The sequence below is a fragment of the Psychromonas aquimarina ATCC BAA-1526 genome, assembly GCF_000428725.1.
In the GTDB taxonomy this organism is placed as follows: Bacteria; Pseudomonadota; Gammaproteobacteria; order Enterobacterales; family Psychromonadaceae; genus Psychromonas; species Psychromonas aquimarina.
The window spans coordinates 130,826-148,806 of record NZ_KE386791.1 but is presented as its reverse complement, the minus strand read 5'-3'; the positions used below and the strand labels follow the sequence as shown (position 1 = coordinate 148,806).

Genomic DNA, 17,981 nt, shown 5'->3' with positions numbered 1-17,981 from the left:
CGGCCTGTCAAGAAACACAACAGCATTTTTGTTCAGCAGTGAACAAATCAAACCTGCTAACTTCTATTACACGCTATACACCTCGAATAAAATATCAGGATTTATCACCATGATCAAAAGACTCGGCCTTGCGGCACTTTTCCTACTGTCATTTCCAGCTTTTTCCGGCGAGATAAGTACAGTTACCCTGGACAACGGCGCTAAAGTGTGGCTCAAAGATGACTTCACCTGGGAATATGTCATTCTCACAGAACAGCCTGTTGTTCAAAACTCTCAGAGTACAACGCAGACCACAGCCACCCCGGCTTTAACCGCAGCGGCTATGACACAGAGTGCCCTGCTTTCTACAGCCGCACTTGATGGTGTAAAAGTAAGCTTTACTGAGAGCAAATGGGAAGACGGCAAACTAGGGCTTAACTTCGATCTGCACAGCACAACTTCAAAAAATATTGTTGTGGTGGATATTGAAGTGACACTGTTTGATGACAGCGGTAAACACCTTAAAAAAGAAGTATTAACCGTCTGGCAGGCGCAATACCGTCTCCCGGAAACTTACCTGCGCGAAGGTGAGCAGCGTCCAAGCCGTACGCTGTGGGTCGAAGGTATCGATCAGAGCAGCTGGGGAAAACAGCTTCTTAGTCTGAAAGTTATCGAAGTTAAAGCACGATAATACAGGGCTCAGCAGACAACTGTGCTTTGTAATCAAAGCACAGTTGTCTGCAATAACCATCACCTTTATACCTGATAAATACTCCCTGTTTTTCTACAAGCGCAGTATCAGCAGTTTTAAATAGAAAAACTAGCGGCTGTCTGCAGCGCCTGCTGAATGTAACTCCCGAATAAAAAATCAACAAAGCCTAAACTTCTCCCGAATACGCGATCTTGATCAACTGCTTTCCTCTCCGTTCTACTTGCCATAAACTACTATTAAAACAATAGGTAACACAGGCATTCACTATGGCTGACTTTACAAAAAAGATGTGTTTCTGAGGTAAAGCAGCAGAAGATAAAAAACTGATTAAAGCAGTGCATAAAATCAAACAGAACAGGTTAACGACCAGGCAAAGAAAACGGACAGCAGTGCTGCTGAGACTCCGGAATTCACAGCTGAATAAACAAATTGTATTAATCAGGGAAATTTTAAAGATGCAGTTTGCTAAAAATCAATGAAATATACACTGTACTGTGTATCGTTTGTTTTCATAAAATATGATTTGTTTTTTCACTATTCAACAGTATGGATACTTGCTTGCAGATGAAATTATTAACAAAAAGAACGACCCTTTTACCACTGTTTATACTGCTGGCCGGTCAAATTCAGGCGGCAGTGCTCGACGGTGAAGGTTACGGTGAAACGCAGAAAGCTGCCCAGGATGATGCGCTGGCCTCACTGGCGGCTACCATCTTTGTGCGCATCGAAAGCAGTTTCGAACAACAGGCAAACAACCTGGGTGAATATTCCATTTCATCTTCCACCCGCTCCAGTACGGATCTGCCGATTATCGGCGCCGAATTCAACTGCCGTAAAAAAGACGGCTATTACTGCCTGGCAACACTTAACAGTAAACGCGCGCTGCCACTTTATCGACAAAAGCTCACACCTGTCCATAGAGAAATCAGTGCCGTTGACAGCGCCCTTAAAGACAACAATAAAAAGCATCAGCACCGCCGCTTAAAATCCCTGCTGCAGCTGCTGGAACAGTCGGATAAATACCGAACTCTGATCACTTTCCTTTCCGGGAAAAGCACTGCTGAGCCGCAGATATCACTCAGCCGTCAGCAGATCAACGAACAGCTGCTTGCCCTGGAAAGTCAAGCGCCAAGCCTCAAACTGGCGGCTGAACTGCTTGCACGCGGCGTTCCCGATGCTCCTGTTTATATCCGTCCGGCAACGCTTACGAGCTCCCGAGAAATCACACCGTTCGCCGGTGCACTGCAGATGCAGCTGCAGAAAGCACTGCCCAATACTGCAGGCAGCTACGAAAAAGCGTCATTTACCTACGCGGGCAGCTACCAGATCAGCAAAAACGGCATACAAGTCGCTTATTCCCTGGTGGATCGTGACGGTAATACAGTCAGTACCTCTGTGGCGGCAGTATTGCCAGAGGCTTACCGGAACTATAGAGCCGAGCCGCTGGCGCCGGACTTTGACCGCCTGCTGCATCAGGGATATGCGCTCGACAGCGACTTTAAAGTTCAGCTTGCTACCAATAAGGGAAGCCGCCAGTTACTCTTCCAGCAGGGAGAAACGGTCAAACTAATGGTTAAACTGAACCGTCCAGGCTATTTCTATATCGTCGGCCATGCCAAAAATGAGCAGCAGGAGTTATCTTATCTTCTAGAAGCCGGATACGGAGAAGGCTCGCGTAAGTTTGTCTATTTTGTCAACGGCGATGAGATCAACAAATGGCTGTCGCTGGGTGAATTTGAAACTATCCCGCCCTTCGGCATCGAGAGTCTACAGGTTATTGCTGCTGAAAAGGATCTGATCGACAAACTGCCCGGCTACCGTTATGACAATGAAACTGGATATTTTAAACTCGCAGACAATATCAGTCAGGGGCTTGGAAAAACCCGTGGACTAAAAAAGATAAAGAACAACAAAACAGATCAGGAAAAAACTGCTGAAGCCGTATTACTCTTTACCACCCAGAAAAAATGGGAGCAATAAGAATGAAAAGGCCCCTGTTACTGCTATCTGTTACCCTGGCCCTGTCCGGCTGTTCGATTTCACCGACACAAATAATCTCAGGTTACGGCAAAAGCGGCTATCACAGGGCTGCCGTAGAAAAATTTGAACATGATGTAGTCGAATTTGACCGCTGGACTGAGTATAAAGCCTCGGGCTGGTACGGCCCGATGGCCATGATCCACCTGTGTGACTCCTATCTCGGGATACGTGATTTTTCCAAGGCACAGCAGTGCCTGAACTATTGGAAAGCAGATATGCTTCCCTTTGCACAGGATACCTTCGGAGAGGACTGGACAGCGGCCCATTACAACCGTCTTAATACCGCCATTTTCCTGGAGCTGGGAAACTATCAACAGGCGTACCACAGCTACAAACTAGCCAGAAAGCATAACAACAAATTTATCAATGAAAATAGTAATCTGTTCAGTGACAGTATCTGCGAAACCCCGATGGGCATATCAGCAGCGGCCCGCATGTATGCAGACGGTGCGATTGCAGCGGTACAGCTGGGTCACAGGGATGAAGCACAGGCCATTGTCAAAGAGATCGACTGCATCGATCACTGGGGCGGCACACTGGAAATCCCGGCAGATATAAAAGTTAAAAATGCCAGCAAAGCACGTATCTACCTTGCCCTGGGCGATTACAGCAAGGCGCAGCAGGCCATGCTGTATTCACCTGAGCTTCTCGAAACCTTCAGTCGATTCACTATGGCGGTCTACAGCGTAGGGCTCAGCGAAGTGACAGGAATGGGTGAAGAGTTCTCAAATCCCTACAGCTTTGACGAAACCTATATGTTTGCCAAGATAGCTCAAGGTAAAGGACAGCTTAAAGAAGCACAGCAGATTTACAACAGCCTGTTATTTACTAAGGAGAACAAAACAAAGCACTCCCCTGCACTGCTTAACCGCCCGGGTATCTACTATCAGCTGCTCTATAATCTAGGGCGAATAGCAGAACAGCAGGGAGATCCAGAAAAGGCGTTAAATTATTACCGGCAGTCCGTTGAAGTCATTGAGCAGCAGCGTGCAACTATTAATACTGAAGCCTCTAAAATCGGTTTTATCGGCAATAAAGAAGCGGTTTATCAGGATCTGGTCAGCCTGCTGATAAAACAGGGAAAACTGGATCAGGCCTTTATCTATGCAGAACGAAGTAAGGCGCGGGCGCTGATCGACACACTGGCCGGCAAACAGGAGTTTACAGCAAAAGACTCCGATCAGCAGACACCTATGCTGCTTGCACAGCTGAATACCATTGAATCAGATCTTACAACCGCTGATTACAGCGATACCTCCGGCCGCAGCCGCAGTGTCGATCGCGGCCTGCTGCGCAAGACTCAGAAACAGCTGCAGCAGACACAACCTGAGCTGGCCTCACTGCTGACTGTCTCAACACCACAAGTAACGGAGCTTCAGGAGAGCCTGGCTGATGATGAAACCATGATTGAATTTTACGGCAGCGGCCGGAAGCTGTTTGCCTTTCTGCTGTCGCGCGGCGGTATTAAAGCGGCTGTTCTTAACGGTGAAGATTTAGCAGCGTCTGTCAGCGCTTTGCGCAGCGATCTGCTCAAAACTAACAGCAATACCTACCAGCATAACGCAAACCTGCTCTATCAGCGCCTGTTCAAACCTCTAAAAGATGAGCTGCATACTAAAAAACTGATTATCGTGCCGCACGGCCCGCTGCATTACCTGCCGTTTAATGCCCTGTATAACGGCAGTGATTTTCTTATTGATCAGTATGATATCAGTATTCTGCCGAGCGCATCGGTAATGGCATTCCTTAATAAAGAGGTGACAGCCGCTCAACCGCTGCTGATTCTCGGCAATCCTGAACTCGGCGATGCGAAACTGGCCCTGCCCGGCGCAGAGCAGGAAGCTAAAGCAATTGCCTCAAAGCAGCCAGGTACCAGTCTGCAGCTTGGATCCGATGCCACTGAGACTCAGGTAAAAGAAAACGGCGCTTTGTTTAAATCTCTGCATTTTGCCTCCCACGGCATATTTGATCCGGAAACACCGCTCTCTTCCGGCCTGCTGCTGGCAGGAGATAAAAGCAATGACGGTATGCTGACTGTCCGAGAGCTCTATGAACTGAACCTTAATGCCGACCTAGTAACACTGTCGGCCTGTGAAACCGGACTGGGTAAGGTAGCCAATGGTGATGATGTGGTGGGATTTACCCGCGGCTTTCTCTATGCGGGCACCAACAGCATTATATCCAGCCTGTGGAAGGTTGATGACCAGGCCACCAGCCGGCTGATGCAGAATTTCTACACGAATATGGCAGGAACTTCAGATAAACGTCTGGCCCTAAAAAATGCGCAGCTGGCAGTAAAAGCCAACTATAACCGCCATCCCTACTACTGGGCGGCGTTTCAGCTGACCGGGCGCTGACAAGTCCGGATTTCTGATAATATCAAGCAGCCCCGGGAAAACCCAGCTGCTTTAAAAAGCGAAACTACAGTCAGGCAGATCAAGAAAAAATGACCTAAGAACTGATACTGTTTACGTCCCAACGGAATGGAAATAAAAATGATGAAAAAGCCCTTGTTACTGCTCGCTATTACCCTTGCGCTGTCCGGCTGTGCCTATAAGCCCCAGGAACAAGTTATGTATTTTGCGACAAACGATCAGTCTAGAACTGCAGTGAAAATCTTTGAGCAGGACATCGTCGAATTTGAACACTGGTCAGATTATGAACCCTCGCTGGGATTCGGTCCACTTGGCCAGAGCGGTATGGCTTTATTGTGCGAATCCTATCTGGTACTCCGTGATTTTAATAAGGCGCAGCAGTGTGTGGATTACTGGAAAACCGACACAAGTCTCTATGAGGGTAAAGTGATCGATCAGGACAGGAAATTAGCCCACTACAACAGTATCAACAGCGCCATTTATCTGGAACTGGGAAACTACCAGGAAGCTTACCGAAGCTACAAGCTTGCCAGAAAACATAATAAGCTGTTCACTAAAGACAGCTGTAAAACACAGTTAGGCATATCACAAATGGCCCGCACTTATGCTAACGGTGCAATAGCAGCTGTTAATCTAGGCTACCGGGATGAAGCGGCAGCAATTGTTGAAGAAATTGACTGCATCGAATGGTTCGATACGGCTTTTTATGAAATACCTGCAGATGTAAAAATTAAACATGTCAGCAAGGCACGTATCTACCTTGCTCTGGGTGCTTACAGCAAAGCGAAGCAAGCCATGGTGTTTTCACAAACGCTTGAAGATACCTTCTTTCGAACGATGGATGCGCTCACCACCTTAGGTCTAAATGAACTATTGGGAGGGGGCAAAGAATTCGCTAACCCGTTTAATTTTGACGAAACCTATATGCTGGCTAAAGTAGCGCTGGGTCTTGGTCAACTCGAGGAAGCTGAGAACCTTTACATCAGCCTATTATACAGCACGACACAATCTAACAGCCCGGTAGTGCTTGTGTACAACAAATTGTTATTCGATCCGGAAAAGCAAACTAATTACTCCCCTGCTCTGCTCGAACGTCCAGGCCTCTCCTATCAACTTTTCTATGATCTCGGCAACATCGCAGAGCAGCTTGACCGTCCAAACGAAGCACTAAAATATTACCAGCAGTCTGTCGAGGTCATTGAAGAGCAGCGGGCAACTATTAATACTGAAGCTTCTAAAATAGGTTTTATCGGCAATAAAGAAGCGGTCTATCAGGATCTGGTCAGCCTGCTGATAAAACAGGGACAACTGGAGCAAGCCTTTATCTATGCCGAGCGCAGTAAGGCGCGAGCGCTGATCGACACACTGGCCGGCAAACAGGAGTTTGCTCCAAAAACTTTCGACGAACAGCCTCCTCTACTGCTGACACAACTGAATACCATTGAATCGGATCTGAAAACTGCTGATTACAGCGAAACAAGCGGGCGCAGCCGCAGCGCCGATCGTGGATTACTGCGTAAAACCCAACAGCAGCTTCAGACTGCACAACCGGAGCTGGCCTCACTAGTCACTGTCTCGGCGCCGCAAGTAGCTGAGCTGCAGCAGCGGCTGGCTGCCGATGAAACCCTGATTGAGTTTTACGGAAGCGGCACACAACTGTTTACCTTTCTGCTGTCGCGCGGCGGCATCAAGGCGACGGTTCTTAACGGTGAGGGTTTAGCGGCTGCAGTCAGCGGTCTGCGTGACGATCTACAGAAAACCGACAGTAATGTTTATCAGCATAACGCAAACCTGCTCTACCAGCGTCTATTCAACCCGTTAAAAGATGAGCTGCGCACAAAAAAACTGATCATCGTACCGCACGGCCCGCTGCATTACCTTCCGTTTAACGCTTTGTATAACGGCAGTGATTTTCTTATTGATCAATACGATATCAGCATTCTTCCCAGCGCTTCTGTTATGGCCTTCCTTAATAAACAAGTAACAGCCCCTCAACCGCTGCTGATCCTCGGCAACCCTGAACTTGGCGATCCGAAACTAGCACTGCCCGGTGCAGAGCAGGAAGCTAAAGCAATAGCATCACAGCAGACAGGTGCAAGCCTGCTGCTTGGATCAGGTGCCACTGAGACTCAGGTAAAAGAAAACGGCGTGTTGTTTAAAACTCTGCATTTTGCCTCACACGGGGTATTCGACCCGCTTCAGCCGCTTTCTTCCGGCCTGCTTCTAGCTCGAGATAATAAAAACGACGGTATGCTCACCGTCCGGGAACTCTATAAGCTGAATCTTAATGCCGATCTGGTCACACTCTCCGCCTGTGAGACCGGTCTGGGTAAGATAGCCAACGGTGATGATGTAGTAGGATTTACCCGCGGTTTTTTATATGCGGGCACCAACAGTATTATATCGAGCTTATGGAAAGTTGATGATCAGGCAACCAGCCAATTAATGCAGAATTTCTACGAAAATCTGGGCGGCAGTTCGGATAAACGTCTGGCCCTGAAAAAAGCGCAGCAGGCAGTCAAAGCGAACTATAACCGCCATCCCTATTACTGGGCGGCATTCCAGCTGACCGGGCGCTGACAATAAGCTCTGTTACAAACAAAAAGCAACAGCATCAGACAAAAATAATAAAACATGCTGCAGTTATCAACCAAGGGATCTGGAAATGAATAAAATAAAAAAAACATTATTAATACTCTCTGCTGCGCTGGTTCTCTCCGGCTGCTCGTTGTCGCCGGCGTTCGAAATCAGACAGGAATCTTCCAAAGGCAACCACAGAGCAGCTATTGAACAGTTTTCTCAGGAGATAGGAGAATTTGAACACTGGGCAGATTATGAACCCAAGGGATGGGACCCGCACTGGGTTTATATGATCTCCCTGTGTAATTCCTACCAAATGGTCCGTGATTTTTCCAAGGCGCAGCAGTGTGTGATCCGCTGGAAAGATGAAATGTTAAAGCAGCTCAGCGATACGGAAGAAGATCAGGAAGTAAGAAAATGGGTTTTGACTGACTACAACCGCCTCAATACTGCCATTTTTCTGGAGCTGGGAAACTATCCTGAAGCATACCGCAGCTACAAACTGGCCAGAGAGTATAGCTCCTCCCTCCATGAAGACAGCTGCGCTGTGCCGCTACGTATAGGAGTAAGAGCTATGGCGGCTATGTATGCCAATGGTGCAGTGGCAGCTGTGCAGCTGGGTTATCACGGCGAAGCGGCCGCAATTGCCGAAAAGATAGACTGCCTAGATTATTCGTCGATTCTATTAAGCGAAAGCGCAGAAGACGTAAAAGTTAAAAATGCCAGCAAAGCGCGTATCTACCTCGCCCAGGGGGATTACAGTAAAGCACAGCAAGCCCTGTTGTTTTCACAATCGCTCAATGACACTATTATGCGTTCTCTGGATGCACTCACCACTTTAGGCCTCTCAGAACTATTAGGAGCCGGGGAAGAAAGGGCAAATCCATTCAGTTTTGACGAAACCTATATGCTGGCAAAAATAGCCCAGGGCAGCGGTCGACTTGAAGATGCCGAGAATATTTACCTCAGCCTGTTATATACAGCTGAACAATCTGATACTCCGATAATCCAGTGGTACAACAATTTAGTGTTCGATCCTGAAAACACAGCTCATCACTCCCCTGCTCTGCTTAATCGTCAGGGAATCTACTACCAGTTACTCTACGATCTCGGAGTTATCGCCGAGCAGCTTGGCCGTCCGGCCGAAGCACTTGTCTATTACCAGCAGTCTGTTAAAGTTATTGAAGAACAGCGGGCAACTATCAATACCGAAGCCTCTAAAATTGGTTTTATCGGCAATAAAGAGGCAGTTTATCAGGATCTGGTCAGCCTGCTGATAAAACAGGGAAAACTGGAACAGGCGTTTATCTATGCAGAGCGCGGCAAGGCGCGTGCACTGATCGACACTCTGGCCGGTAAACAGAGTTTTGCCGCAAAAGGGGCCGATCAGCAGGCCCCTCTGCTGCTGGCACAACTAAACAGCATAGATTCAGATCTGCAGACCGCCGATTACAGTGAAAATAGCGGACGCAGCCGCAGTGTCGACCGCGGCCTGCTGCGCAAGACTCAGAAACAGCTGCAGAAAACAGAGCCGGAACTGGCATCCCTGCTAACTGTTTCAGCGCCGCAAGTGGCTGAGCTGCAGCAGCGTCTGGCTACAGACGAAACCCTGATTGAGTTCTACGGCAGCGGCACACAGCTGTTTGCTTTTCTATTGTCACGCGGCGGTATTAAGGCGGCCGTTCTTAACGGTGAAGATTTAGCGGCAGCAGTCAGCGCTTTACGCGAGGATCTGCACAAAATCGACAGCAATAGCTACCAGCACAGCGCAGCTCTGCTCTATCAGCGTCTATTCAAACCGCTGCAGGATGAACTGCACACTGAGAAACTGATTATCGTACCCCACGGCCCGCTGCATTACCTGCCCTTTAATGCTCTGTATAACGACCGGGATTTTCTGATAGACCAGTACGATATCAGTATTCTGCCGAGCGCCTCGGTAATGGCCTTCCTTAATAAAGAGGTAACTGCGGCTCATCCGCTGCTGATCCTCGGTAACCCAGAGCTCGGCGATCCTAAACTGGCGCTGCCCGGTGCAGAGCAGGAAGCGAAAGCTATTGCCTCGCAGCAGAGAGGTGCCAGCCTGCTGATCAGAAGTAGTGCCACTGAGACTCAGGTAAAAGAAAACGGATCGCAGTTTAAAACGCTGCACTTTGCCTCGCATGGGATATTCGATCCAGAGCAGCCTCTCTCTTCCGGTCTGCTGCTGGCAAAAGATAAAAGCAATGACGGGCTGCTTACCGTACGAGAACTCTACGAGCTTAACCTTAATGCGGATCTGGTCACCCTGTCGGCCTGTGAAACCGGGCTGGGGAAAATAGCCAATGGTGATGATGTGGTAGGTTTTACCCGCGGATTTTTATATGCGGGCACCGACAGCATTATATCCAGCCTATGGAAGGTTGATGATCAGGCCACAAGTCAGTTAATGCAGAATTTCTACGCAAATCTGGCAGAGAGCTCGGATAAACGTCTGGCACTGAAAAAAGCACAGCTGGCAGTTAAAACGAACTATAACCGCCATCCCTATTACTGGGCGGCATTTCAACTGACTGGGCGCTAGAAAAGACAATCATTTTTAACAGAAAAACTGCAGCCCTCCAATGGAACTGGAAATAAACATAATGAAAAAAATACTGTTATTACTCACAGTAACACTTACCCTGTCCGGCTGCTCGTTGTCGCCGGCGTTTGAAATCAGTCAGGAATCTTATAAAGGCAACCACCGGGCAGCTGTTGAACAGTTTTCTCAACAGATAGGAGAATTTGAACACTGGGCAGATTATGAACCCAAGGGGTGGGCACAGCACTGGGGTTATATGATCTACCTGTGTAATTCCTATCAGATGGTCCGTGATTTTTCCATGGCGCAGCAGTGTGTGATCCGCTGGAAAGATGAAATGTTAAAGCAGATCAGCAACAGCGAAGAAGATCAGGAAGTAAGAGAATGGGTTTTGACTGATTATAACCGTCTGCAGACTGCCATTTTTCTGGAGCTGGGAAACTATCCAGAAGCTTACCGCAGCTACAAACTTGCCCAAAAGCATAGCACTTCTTCCCATGAAGACAGTTGCGCTGTGCCGTCACGTATAGGCATAAAACCTATGGCGGCTATGTATGCCAATGGTGCAGTGGCCGCTGTACAGCTGGGTTACCACGGCGAAGCGGACGCAATTGCCGAAAAGATAGACTGCCTGGATTATCCATCGATTCTGTTAAGCGAAAGCGCAGAAGACGTAAAAGTTAAAAATGCCAGCAAGGCGCGTATCTACCTCGCCCTGGGGGATTACAGTAAAGCGCAGCAAGCCCTGCTGTTTTCCCAATCGCTTAATGACACTATCATGCGTTCTCTGGATGCACTCACCACCCTGGGCCTCTCAGAACTATTAGGAGCCGGAGAAGAAAGAGCAAATCCGTTCAATTTTGACGAAACCTATATGCTGGCGAAAATAGCTCAGGGCAGCGGTCGACTTGAAGATGCCGAAAATATTTACCTCAGCCTTTTATATACAGCTGAACAATCTGATACTCCGATAATCCAGTGGTACAATAATTTAGTGTTCGATCCTGAAAACGCAGCTAATCACTCCCCTGCTCTGCTCAACCGTCAGGGAATCTACTATCAGTTACTCTACGATCTTGGAGTTATCGCCGAGCAGCTTGACCGTCCAGACGAAGCACTTATTTATTATCAGCAGTCTGTTGAAGTTATTGAACAGCAGCGCTCTACTATTAACACCGAAGCTTCTAAAATTGGTTTTATCGGCAATAAAGAAGCGGTTTACCGGGATCTAGTTGCACTGCTGATAGAGCAGGGAAAACTGGATCAGGCGTTTATCTATGCCGAACGCAGTAAAGCGCGGGCACTGATCGATACACTGGCCGGCAAGCAGAATTTTGCAGCAAAAAGTGCTGCTCAGCAGGCCCCTCTGCTACTGGCACAACTAAACAGCATAGATTCAGATCTGCAGACTGCCGATTACAGTGAGAAAAGCGGCCGCAGCCGCAGCGCTGACCGCGGCCTGCTGCGCAAAACTCAGAAACAGCTGCAGCAGACGCAGCCTGAACTGGCATCCCTGGTAACTGTCTCAGCACCGCAGGTAACTCAGCTGCAGCAGAAGCTGGCAGATGATGAAACCCTGATTGAATTCTACGGCAGCGGCACGCAGCTGTTTGCTTTTCTGCTGTCGCATAGCGGCATCAAGGCGTCCGTACTTAACGGTGAAGATTTAGCAAATTCTGTCAGCGCTTTACGCGAGGATCTACTGAAAACTAACAGCAATAACTACCAGCACAGCGCAGCTCTGCTCTATCAGCGTCTATTCAAACCGCTGCAGCATGAACTGCACACTGAGAAACTGATTATCGTGCCGCACGGTCCGCTGCATTATCTGCCCTTTAATGCCCTGTATAACGGCAGTGATTTTCTGATAGACCAGTACGATATCAGTATTCTGCCCAGCGCCTCGGTAATGGCCTTCCTTAATAAAGAGGTAACTGCGGCTCATCCGCTGCTGATCCTCGGTAACCCGGAGCTCGGCGATCCTAAACTGGCGCTGCCCGGCGCAGAGCAGGAAGCTAAAGCAATTGCTTCAAAACAGCCCGGTGCCAGCCTGCTGCTCAGAAGTAATGCCACTGAGACTCAGGTAAAAGAAAACGGAGCATTGTTTAAAACGCTGCACTTTGCCTCGCACGGGATATTTGATCCGCAAACACCGCTCTCTTCCGGTCTGCTGCTGGCAAAAGATAAAAGCAATGACGGGCTGCTTACCGTACGAGAACTCTACGAGCTTAACCTTAATGCCGATCTGGTCACCCTGTCGGCCTGTGAAACCGGGCTGGGGAAAATAGCCAATGGTGATGATGTGGTAGGTTTCACCCGCGGATTTTTATATGCGGGCACCAACAGCATTATTTCGAGCTTATGGAAGGTTGATGATCAGGCCACCAGCCGTCTTATGCAGAATTTCTATACTAATCTAGCCGACAGTTCAGATAAACGTCTGGCACTGAAAAAAGCACAGCTGGCAGTTAAAACGAACTATAACCGCCATCCCTATTACTGGGCTGCATTTCAACTAACCGGGCGCTAAAAACACCAAAGCTCCCCATTTTATCAGGGAGCTTTGCATAAAGTTCAAATAACAATAAGCACAACATAAATTGATTCTGCAGGGCGGAATTATATTGGCGGTACTAAGGATGGGATTTACTAATGCAGTAGAATGAGCAGCTTATCTTTAAGCTGCGGCTCACTACTATAAAACAGTGAGCCGCAGATAATAATTTTACGGCGCAACAATCTTGTCGACCATCATTTCCAGCTCCTGCTGAGCTTTGTCTGCTTTAAACTGCTGCCAAAGCGCCGGATCATTGTTCATACTGGTTTTAAGCGCAGTTTTAGCGTTCTCCTGCACCGCCATTGGATCCATCGCTACAAGCGCATAAAGACCGCCGTTCGGGCTGACACGTGTTTTGATTATCTTGCTGCCCTGCAGAGTCTGCGCCGTCACGTTTTTAGTCACAGATTCCATTACCATATCGACCGTTTCACTGTCCGCTGCCCCTGTAGTACCGACATACTGCTTGAACATATTCTGCACTTTAATCTGCATAGACTGCGCTATTTTAACTCGGGCGTCATTAGCAGCCACATCCTTCATAAAACCGGCACCTGCTGCAGATTTCTGCGCAAAACCAACTCCGGTAACATCAAAGCCCTCAACCGGCTCATCACATATCCACAGTGGTGCAGCAGCCTGCGGCGCATCCGGAAATACACAGTCAGCAACCATAGTTTTTTCCTGCTGCACATCATTTGATGAACAGCCTGCCAGTAAAATACTACCCAAAATAACTGATGTATAGACGATTTTTTTCATGAACATAACTCCTTTATTATTCGTATTATTTGTTCCTAATTAATGGTTACAGATACTATAGCATTTCTCCCCTTAAGTACACGTAAAGCAAAAAGGGTTATTCCTGTTTATTTGTACCTAATCACGCTAATTTAAAGCTGTTTTTTTAACTCAAATAAACTTCTCTACATCTTTATCGGCAGCTCTTTTTTAACCAGCAGCAGGCACTTCTACAGAGTGTAGGAAAAACATTTCTAAGTCAGAGGTTAAGTATTAATAGTTTCTGCAAAACTGTGAACCATTAGTGCTTAATAGGGCTTTTATTATTTCTTTTTTACGTTAAGGTTTGTTTTATTTACACAAATATATTGTTTAACTGTTTGTTTTTAAATTTATATTAGAGTTATGCAGTAAACGGCAATGCAGTCGCCGCAGACTTATTTAACAAGGAATTTATTTTGAACCCACAACACTATTTTAAACAGCTCAATGATGACTATCTGCAGCTGCACCGTCGTAAAGAAGATCTGTTCTGGAGTACCTACATGGGCACCAGCGAGGATCATAGTGGTTTTGCCGAGGCTGAAGCATCGCTGAACGCTTTTATTGCAGATCCCGCCCGTATCACAGAGATCCGCAAACAGCTGCAGTTTTTAGAAGATAATGAAGAATTAAAACAGGGATTAAAGGGCTGGCTGGACTTTTTTAAAGCTAATGCTATTGAAAGCGAGCAGGGCAGAGTACAGATGGCGGAACTGATCCGCGCCGAATCGGAGCTGTTTGCCAGACGTCAGAATTATCTGATGTATTTTAATAATGTACAGGGAGAGCGTGAACAGGCCTCACTAACGGTACTGGGTGCAAATATTCGTACCAGTGATAACGAAAATGTGCGCAGTTCTGCTCATCAGGCTCTTTTAGATCTGGAGCAGTGGGTGCTCAATAACGGTTTTATCGAATTAGTTAAACAGCGTAATGCCTTTGCCCGCCAGCAGGGGTTCCGCAACTTCTTCGATTACAAAGTGAATAAAACGGAGCAGATGACTCCAGAGCAGTTATTTACCATCCTGGATGACTTTGAACTACGCACTCGAAAAAGAAATGAGCAGAGTTTAATGGAACTGGCAAAAAGTAAAGGTGAATCAGCCATTGCCGGCCATAACTTCAGTTACATGTACAGCGGTGATGCAGCTCGTCAGCTGGATCCCTATGTGCCCTTCTCAAAATCTCTGCGCCGCTGGGTGCAGTCCTTCGGACGTTTAAATATCAACTTTTCGCAGGCAGATTTAACCCTGGATCTGCTGGATCGTCCGGGGAAATACCAGAATGGTTTCTGCCACGGCCCTGTTCCGTCATTTTATAATGTAGATAAATGGCAGGCGGCTAAAGTAAACTTTACCAGCAATGCCAAACCGGATCAGATCGGCTGCGGTTTTGACGGTATCAACACGCTGTTTCATGAAGGCGGTCATGCTGCTCATTTTTCCAATGTGAAGCTTAACTCACCGTGTTTTTCCCAGGAGTTTGCTCCTACCTCTATGACATATGCAGAAACCCAGTCAATGTTCTGCGACAGCCTGCTTAATGACGGCGACTGGCTTAAAAAATATGCAGTCAATGCACAGAGAGAAGTGATTCCAGACTCAGTGATCCGGGCATTGGTCGAGGCAAAGCAGCCTTTTAAAGCCTATCAGGAGCGCAGTATTCTAGTGGTGCCCTATTTCGAATGGGCTGTATACAGCAGTGATGAGCAGCAGTTAACAGCAGAGCATCTGACTCGCCTTGCCCGTCAAACCGAGAAACGTATTTTAGGATTAGAGGTAAGTCCGCGTCCGCTGCTGGCCATTCCGCACCTTTTATCACAGGAGTCGGCCTGTTCTTATCAGGGGTACTTACTGGCGCATATGGCGGTTTATCAAACCCGCGCATATTTTACCAAGAAGTTTGGTTACCTTAGCGACAACCCGGAGATTGGACCGCTGCTGGCAGAGCATTACTGGCGTCCGGGAAACAGTATCAGCCATAATGCAACGCTGCACAGTTTAACCGGCGAAGGTTTTTCACCAGCCTACTTAGCAGAAATGTGTAATCAAAGCAGCGAGCAGGCCTGGGCACAGGAGCAACAGAAAATCAGCGCGGCTTCGAAGCGCAGTCAAATTGAACCACTTTCTCTGAACGCCTCAATCAGGATTGTTGACGGGGACAAACTGATTGCCGATAACCATAAATCAGATCAGCAGTTATGTGAAGATTTTGAGGCTTACATAGCAAAACACTACGGTAAGAACTGCTAAGCATCCGCCTATAACTCTCGGCATGCTCCTCAAAAGCATGTCGAATCTTTTATTTTCTTTAATGCTCTATTAAACAGTAAATATTTATCTGCAGTATGATAACTGAAACTCCCTTTGTCAGGACAACTAGCCTGGATCTGCACCAGCTGATAATGTTACGGAATATTTCGCGTTGTAAGCATCAGACTATAAAAGGTTACTGCTCCTCACCTTTCATTCTCTCCAGCTCCTTGACCAGAGACCTAAAATAGCCTGTTACATTGTCAACATACTCAGTTTCATGGTCGAAAATATGGATATCAGCGGCCAGTCTCTCTGAACTAACACCGCCGTCTACTAATGCAAGTATTAACGAAACCGGATCAGCCTCGAACTCTAATTCTAACTTCCCCTCTGCTACAGCAGGGTTAATTTTTAAGCTGGAACTAGAAACATCCTGCTTAATCTTAACACGAGTGTCAGAGCAGGAATCTTCAGGCGGCTCCTTATGCATCTTGTCAAACAGGGTAACAATATCATCAGATACCCCGTCCAGAGATGACGATAAAGGAAGATAGCCGGCATGGAAGCAAAGAGACAGGTATGCATTTCTCTTACGTTCGAAGTTTTCCTCGCTTATATGCTTCTCTTTCCAGTCATTATTAACACAGATAAAGAACTCGTACAGGTCTTGTTTAGGTGAACTAGCAGTCAGCCCCGTATACTCGAATGCTGACTCTGCGTTCATTAATAGCTGTTCGCTCATATTCTTTCCCTCATTAAGTCTATTATATGGACTAGATTAGTTTAAAAAATCGCCTTATTAATTAATAGCACCAGTCAGAAATGAAATAAAGTAACAAGCCCCCCTGCCTGATATATGAAATAGAAATGTTAAGCCGTATACAGCTGCCGGTATGATTTAAACTCCTGCTGCTGTTCACCCAGTCCGAATTTTTGTGCAAGCTGTAATAACTGCTGTTTATACTCTTCCAGCATTGACTGGTCATCTGTCATAATGGCAAACTCAGCAAAATGACCAATATTTTCAAGATGATCAAGCGTTACATGATACTTGCCTAAAAAATAGATACTGCGCTTTTTTTTCATCTCTAAAACCGCTTCAAACCCCATGGTTGTCAGCATACTTTTAGCTTTAGCCACATCTGTTATATTAAGTGCTTCACAGCGGTCTTTTTGCGGCCCTTTTACTATCCACAGCATAATACCCGACGGCTGCATCTCTCTTATACAGACACTCTTATTGTCACTACTCAGGCGGTGTAAATTTGAATCAAAATAACAGTCATGTTCAAGATTATTTTCCAGCATAACCTCAGGATTCATCTGCTCTAAAGCAGATAAAAAAGACTCTCTGCAGTTTATACGATATTTTAACTCTACTTCAAATTTACCTTGAAAATGTGTATCCATGCCTGTACCTGTATGCTTCAATAATTTGGACGCATGATACTGGTTATTGTTTATTTTGTCTTGCTGATGATTATGAGGAAAAGTTTAAAAATGAAGCTTTTAGTCTGACTTTTGAGTACTCAATATAATTGACTGAGAAAATATAAGATAAAGCAGGGCTTATATGCATTTAGACTTGTCTCATACTGCGGGGAAAGTATTAAAGTATCAGCTAACAATGCACTGTCCAGCACCACTCACTGCTTTCAACTTCATTAGGTGAGGCTCCTAATCCAGATACCAGGCCGTTAGCATCATTATCTACATCCCAGCCTTGAGCTCCTGTCGACTTCAATACTAGTACCCCGTCACCTGCCTGAGCATTAATGGGCTCAGCGGCGACTACGTAGGCGGTGCTGCCGGCTGAGACAATTTTTAAATTATAGTACGCGTTAGAGCCGCTGATGGGAGACTTTGTTGGAAAAATTTCAGGAGCACCGGTCGCTGCCCCGCCGGCAGCGGCACCGTCATAGGTGCGCTTGCTGGTATAGAAACGCTCCATAGCTTGAGCCAGACTCTGCAGCGCACCCTGGGCTTCGGCACGACGTGCTTTACGAACACTCTCCTGATACGGCGGATAACTTACAGCCGCTAATATACCGACAATAACCAGCGCAGTTATCAGTTCCATAAGAGAAAAGCCTTTGTCGCGGTTCATCACAACTCCCTGCTGCACTAGCTGTTAATA

General features: G+C 46.9%; 11 protein-coding genes. 7 read left to right on the top strand and 4 right to left on the bottom strand.

Features of this window, described 5'->3' with window-relative positions; all coding sequences use genetic code 11:
- Positions 1–109: 109 nt before the first annotated feature.
- From G337_RS0120110 to G337_RS26960, 6 genes are all read left to right on the top strand, one after another.
- Entirely contained in the window at positions 110–670 is a 561-nt protein-coding gene (locus G337_RS0120110) for a DUF3157 family protein (RefSeq protein WP_028865424.1), read from the top strand.
- Positions 671–1,255: 585 nt separating this feature from the next.
- On the top strand, positions 1,256–2,671 hold the full coding sequence (locus G337_RS0120100) for an LPP20 family lipoprotein (RefSeq protein ID WP_028865422.1): 1,416 nt from the start codon (positions 1,256–1,258) through the stop codon (positions 2,669–2,671).
- 2 nt (positions 2,672–2,673) lie between these two features.
- Positions 2,674–5,088, top strand: coding sequence for a CHAT domain-containing protein (locus G337_RS0120095; protein WP_028865421.1), 2,415 nt, complete (start codon positions 2,674–2,676; stop codon positions 5,086–5,088).
- A 138-nt stretch (positions 5,089–5,226) separates the two neighbouring features.
- Positions 5,227–7,686, top strand: coding sequence for a CHAT domain-containing protein (locus tag G337_RS0120090; RefSeq protein ID WP_028865420.1), 2,460 nt, complete (start codon positions 5,227–5,229; stop codon positions 7,684–7,686).
- Between the two features lie 85 nt (positions 7,687–7,771).
- Positions 7,772–10,249 carry a CHAT domain-containing protein gene (locus tag G337_RS0120085; protein ID WP_028865419.1) on the top strand — a complete coding sequence of 826 codons (2,478 nt, stop codon included), beginning with the start codon at positions 7,772–7,774 and terminating at the stop codon, positions 10,247–10,249.
- A 61-nt stretch (positions 10,250–10,310) separates the two neighbouring features.
- Complete coding sequence (locus tag G337_RS26960) at positions 10,311–12,779, top strand: CHAT domain-containing protein (RefSeq protein ID WP_051303456.1); 2,469 nt, start codon at positions 10,311–10,313, stop codon at positions 12,777–12,779.
- A gap of 195 nt (positions 12,780–12,974) precedes the next feature.
- On the opposite strand, the gene G337_RS0120070 is transcribed toward G337_RS26960, so the two are convergent.
- On the bottom strand, positions 12,975–13,568 hold the full coding sequence (locus G337_RS0120070) for an LPP20 family lipoprotein (RefSeq protein ID WP_028865417.1): 594 nt from the start codon (positions 13,566–13,568) through the stop codon (positions 12,975–12,977).
- 437 nt (positions 13,569–14,005) lie between these two features.
- Here G337_RS0120070 and G337_RS0120065 point away from each other — a divergent pair, with 437 nt between their 5' ends.
- Positions 14,006–15,841, top strand: coding sequence for a M3 family metallopeptidase (locus G337_RS0120065; RefSeq protein WP_028865416.1), 1,836 nt, complete (start codon positions 14,006–14,008; stop codon positions 15,839–15,841).
- Between the two features lie 196 nt (positions 15,842–16,037).
- Here the strand turns inward: G337_RS0120065 and G337_RS0120060 are convergent, their stop codons facing one another.
- The 3 genes from G337_RS0120060 to G337_RS26955 all read right to left on the bottom strand — a co-directional run bounded on the left by G337_RS0120060 (position 16,038) and on the right by G337_RS26955 (position 17,951).
- The gene (locus G337_RS0120060) at positions 16,038–16,586 is read right to left on the bottom strand and encodes a hypothetical protein (RefSeq protein ID WP_028865415.1); all 549 of its coding nucleotides are present in this window, start codon (positions 16,584–16,586) and stop codon (positions 16,038–16,040) included.
- 128 nt (positions 16,587–16,714) lie between these two features.
- Positions 16,715–17,254: a class IV adenylate cyclase gene (cyaB, locus tag G337_RS0120055; RefSeq protein ID WP_051303454.1), complete on the bottom strand. Its 540-nt coding sequence runs from the start codon at positions 17,252–17,254 to the stop codon at positions 16,715–16,717.
- Positions 17,255–17,465: 211 nt separating this feature from the next.
- The gene (locus G337_RS26955) at positions 17,466–17,951 is read right to left on the bottom strand and encodes a type IV pilin protein (protein ID WP_037028238.1); all 486 of its coding nucleotides are present in this window, start codon (positions 17,949–17,951) and stop codon (positions 17,466–17,468) included.
- Between the last annotated feature and the right edge of the window lie 30 nt (positions 17,952–17,981).